The following is a 2,237-nucleotide window of genomic DNA, read 5'->3' as shown; positions in this document are numbered from 1 at the left end:
CGGCGAGCAGCGCAGCGTCGCGCTGTCGTCGCGCGTGACGGTGGAGCTGAATACGCAGACGCGCCTCGACGTGCTGGCTGCGAGCGATGCCGCACACGGCGTCGAAGTCGTCGCCGGTGAGGCGGAGATCGACGCGGCCGCGCCGCCGGCCGACCGCGTGACGCCGATTCAGCCCGTCACCGTGGTGGCAGGCGGCGGCCGAATGCAGGCGACCGTCGCGCGCTTCAACGTGCGGCGCACCGGCTCGCAGGTCTGCGTGACCTGCCTGTCCGGCACGGTCGCGCTCGAGCATCCGCGCGGTGCGCGCACGCTGACGGCCGACGATCAGGTCGTCTACGACGATCGCGGCGTGCAGCCCGTGTCTCGGATCGATCCGGGCGCGGTCAGCGCATGGCGGCGCGGGATGCTGGTGTTCAACGGCGTGCCGCTTGCCGATGTGGTTGACGAGATCAACCGCTACCGTCGCGGCAAGGTCATCCTGCGCAGCGCGGCGCTCGGCGAAAACCGGATGCAGGCGCAGTTCCCGATCACGCGGCTCGACGACGTGATCGACATGGTCGGCCGCCTGTATGGTGCGCACATCACGCGCCTGCCCGGCAACATCGTGCTGCTGAGCTGACCGGCTTCCCGCGTTTTACTTTCCGTTCTCCCTCCTGCTCGCGATGCGTTCGCGTCGCTTCCGGCTGTCCGCGCGCTGCGGGTTATGGCCGTCCGATACGACTTGATCAATGAGGGCCGGCAAACGCCGGGCCGTCTGTCAGGGCGGCCCGGTGTGACGTCGTCGGACCCGAGGCGTGGGTGGCAAGCGCCCCGGCCGTGCAGCGATGCGCGGTGTGGGGGATGTGTGTCGATGGAGCTTCGGGCGGTGGCGTGATCATGAACGAATCGCAACGGGATATGGATCCCGGCGACGCGAATACGCGCGCCGATGCGATCCGCGAGGGCGCCGTGCGCTGGCTGCTGTGGTTGCGCGCCGGCGACACGACGGAACAGGAACTCGATGCTTTCGCGCGCTGGCGCGCGCAGAGCGACGAGCATGCACGCACGGTCCGCGAGCTGATCTGGATGTGGGCCGTGCTGGAGATGGTCGGCCGCCAGGAGCCTGGCGGGCCGACGCGCACGCATTGATACGGCGGCTCGTCGTGCGCACGGGTGTGGTGCGCAAGCGCATTTGCGCCGTGGCACACGCGCGCTGAAAGAAAGTATGCGGGTTAGGCGGGCCCGCTTCGACCTTGTATATGAGAGAGCGAGGGGGCTGTACAGAGGGGCTGTAAAGCGGAGACCGGGGAACGGAGGCCTGAATGGGCTTCCGGATCACCGCTCTCGCATGGTGGCGGGCCTGGCCGGGTACGTGCCGGCCGCGTCACGCAAGCCCCGATGCACGACTCGGGATTCAGGATGGCGACCCGGGCTGCAGGCCGGCGCGTGCGCCGTTCCAGGCGGCGTCGAGCGGATCGCCGGCATCGCGCAGCGGCTCGCGCAGAAAGGGAAAGCGTTCGACGAACGGTGCGGATTCTTGCAGGGCCACGATATGGTTGACCATCCATTGCAGCAGTTCGCCGCCGTGCCGGACCTGTTCCGGCCGCCAGTCCGGCATCGTCGAGAAGAGGGCCGAGAAGCCGCTCCAGCGCGACGGACGGTCATTGTCGCCGGGCCGGAAATAGGTGTTCATCGCGACGTCGTGAGCGTCGGTCAGCGTGCCGACGAACAGCCCGTGCGGCGTCGGCACGCCGATCTGCTGCCAGCCTTCCGCGAGCGCCAGCGAGCGCATTACGCGCGCCGCGACGAACGCGACGCGCGTTTCAGGTTCGATTTCCGCCAGCGACATCACGCCGTTGCGCTGCATGCAGCGCGCGACCGCGTGCGGCCGGATTACGTTCGACGCGAAGCTGCGCAGCACGAGGTCGGGCACCGTCAGTTGAAGCTGGAATTCGCGCAGGCCGTGCTCGGCGCTCATCGTCGAGAAGTTGACGAACAACCCTTCGGCGTGACCGAGCGCGCCGACGTACGGCTCGAGCCCGAGGCGGGCGAGCTTCGGCGCGATCTGGCGTTCGAGCAGCCGCATCAGGTTGCGGCGATTGCGCACGCCCGTGAAGTCGTCGAGGCCGCGCGTGACCACGTCGCTGATTTCCCAGCGGCGCTCGTCGGCGACGAGCCGCGGGGAGCCGCTCAGGTCGAACCGGGCGCGGCCATGGGCCACGCGGGGATCTACGTACATGCCGGTGCCTCGTGCATCG

Annotated in this window: 3 protein-coding genes; 2 read left to right on the top strand and 1 reads right to left on the bottom strand. The window is 69.0% G+C overall.

Annotated elements, in window-relative coordinates; all coding sequences use genetic code 11:
• Both JYJ84_RS34695 and JYJ84_RS34690 read left to right on the top strand, forming a co-directional pair.
• Positions 1-619, top strand: a 619-nt coding sequence (locus JYJ84_RS34695) for a FecR family protein (protein ID WP_205190130.1), incomplete at its 5' end; no start/stop codon positions are given.
• Positions 620-876: 257 nt separating this feature from the next.
• Complete coding sequence (locus JYJ84_RS34690; protein ID WP_236027413.1) at positions 877-1,128, top strand: DUF4880 domain-containing protein; 252 nt, start codon at positions 877-879, stop codon at positions 1,126-1,128.
• Between the two features lie 265 nt (positions 1,129-1,393).
• Here JYJ84_RS34690 and JYJ84_RS34685 read toward each other — a convergent pair whose 3' ends face one another.
• Entirely contained in the window at positions 1,394-2,218 is an 825-nt protein-coding gene (locus JYJ84_RS34685) for a hypothetical protein (RefSeq protein WP_122949557.1), read from the bottom strand.
• Between the last annotated feature and the right edge of the window lie 19 nt (positions 2,219-2,237).

This window comes from Burkholderia sp. LMG 13014, from assembly GCF_905232215.1.
GTDB lineage: Bacteria > Pseudomonadota > Gammaproteobacteria > Burkholderiales > Burkholderiaceae > Burkholderia.
This window is presented reverse-complemented; position numbering and strand designations above follow the sequence as displayed.

Coding starts and splice junctions, on each gene's coding strand:
- JYJ84_RS34690 (WP_236027413.1), top strand. CDS start 877: ATGAACGAATCGCAACGGGATATGGATCCCGGCGACGCGAATACGCGC.
- JYJ84_RS34685 (WP_122949557.1), bottom strand. CDS start 2,218: ATGTACGTAGATCCCCGCGTGGCCCATGGCCGCGCCCGGTTCGACCTG.